Origin of the sequence: Salinispora cortesiana (genome assembly GCF_000484695.1) — a bacterium.
GTDB lineage: Bacteria > Actinomycetota > Actinomycetes > Mycobacteriales > Micromonosporaceae > Micromonospora > Micromonospora cortesiana.
The window spans coordinates 1-1666 of record NZ_AXVR01000167.1; the positions used below are offsets into that span (position 1 = coordinate 1).

The following is a 1666-nucleotide window of genomic DNA, read 5'->3' on the forward strand; positions in this document are numbered from 1 at the left end:
AGCAAACACACCACCATCGAACGCGCCGCCGCCACCGACCAATTCAGAATCCTCACCATCAACACCGGCGGCAACCTCACCCTCAACAAACTGAAAATCACCGGTGGTCAATCCCGTCCCGGCTTTTCTGGGGGTGGCATCCTCGTCAATCCAGGAGGTGAGCTCACCGCCAAACACAGTGAAATAGAAAGACTCCACCGTAAGCCGCAACACCGCCGCGGCAGGTGGCGGCATCAACAACACCGGGCTACTGACCATAGAGAGGTCCACGATCACCCACAACACCGCTACCTCACTCGGCGGTGGCCTTTTAAGCAGGAATGGTACCGTCGATATCTCCGAAAGTACGATCGCCGCCAACCAGGCCGAAACAAGTGGCCTACTGTTGATCGACGGCACCAGCACCGTAACCGACACTCATATCACAAAGAACAGGGTCAGTTCCGACGGAGGTATCGGCGTATCGGGAGGGCAGCACATGCTCCGGAGAGTCAAAATTGACCACAACACCGCGACTGTCGATGGCGGTGGAATGTTCGTCGATGACGGCACAGCCCTGGTCGCCGAAGACAGCATCATCGCCAACAACATCGCCGGAGGTAACGGCGGCGGGATCGAAAACCTTGGCGAGACCGTGCTACGTCACACGAAGATCATCGACAACCAGGCAGGGAATAATGGCGGGGGCGCTCTCAACCAAACCTCCGGCACACTCACGCTCTTTGCGACCAAGGTGGTCAAGAACACCGCCGCCAATAGCGGCGGGGGCATCTTCAACGATGCCGGGATAGTAGAGCTGAACACGGCCACCGGCACCACTGTGATCAAGAACCGACCCAACAACTGCGTAGACGTTCCCGGCTGCGCCGGGTAGCGACCCGAACGTGCCAACCCCAGGGCCCGTTCCTGCCACCTCGGCAGGAACGGGCCCGCTGCTCCTGGTCACGCTGGGGCTGACCCGAGGGGAGACTTTGACAGGCCGATGCGGGTCACCCGCGAGCCACCTAACTTCGCTAGCACCGCATTGGCGAGGGCAGAACATCCCGCCACGCGATCGACTCAACAGCGCAGCTCACTTCTCCAATGCTGTCGCAATGAGGACAAGTCCGGCCAGCCCGATCGCTACGAGCGTGCTTGCCGCGGGAGTGTGGATAACGGTGTTTCCGGCCTGACCTGCCGGGCGTTGTGCCTGGTGAGGAGGGTGCCGTGAGGACCGCGACACTAAACGACCAGACTGGACGTAAGAAGCGGCCGGAGCCGTCGGCGTCGGGCTGTACGGAGTGCATCCGGCGTGACGCGCCCGAGGCGACCACACGAACAGATGACGGCGTGACGTGCAGGCGGGGGGTACCGTCGATGGCGGCAGGGCGCCGGTTGTAGCGGTCGGCGCCCGCCACCCAGACCGCTACCTGGGAGCCGTCAGGTGGCATATCGAGTCTGACGGAGCGTTGGGGTGAGCATCGATATCAGTGTGTGGGTGCCGGATGACAAAGCCTACGCCGGCCGGAATGTCATCGACGATCCGCCGGACGCCAGCACCGGAGTAGGCGCTGGGGTCTGCTGCACTGATTGGTGACATCTGAGATGGCTTGCCCTGGTGGCGGGCTGGAAGGATGTTGCTGTGCCCAAGCCCTACCCCCGTGAGTTCCGTGATGACGTGGTGCGA

At 62.0% G+C, this 1666-nt stretch carries 1 pseudogene; it reads left to right on the plus strand.

The window, feature by feature from the left end:
• Positions 1 to 874, plus strand: a pseudogene (locus K228_RS30560) (right-handed parallel beta-helix repeat-containing protein); the annotation flags it as partial.
• Positions 875 to 1666: the final 792 nt, after the last annotated feature.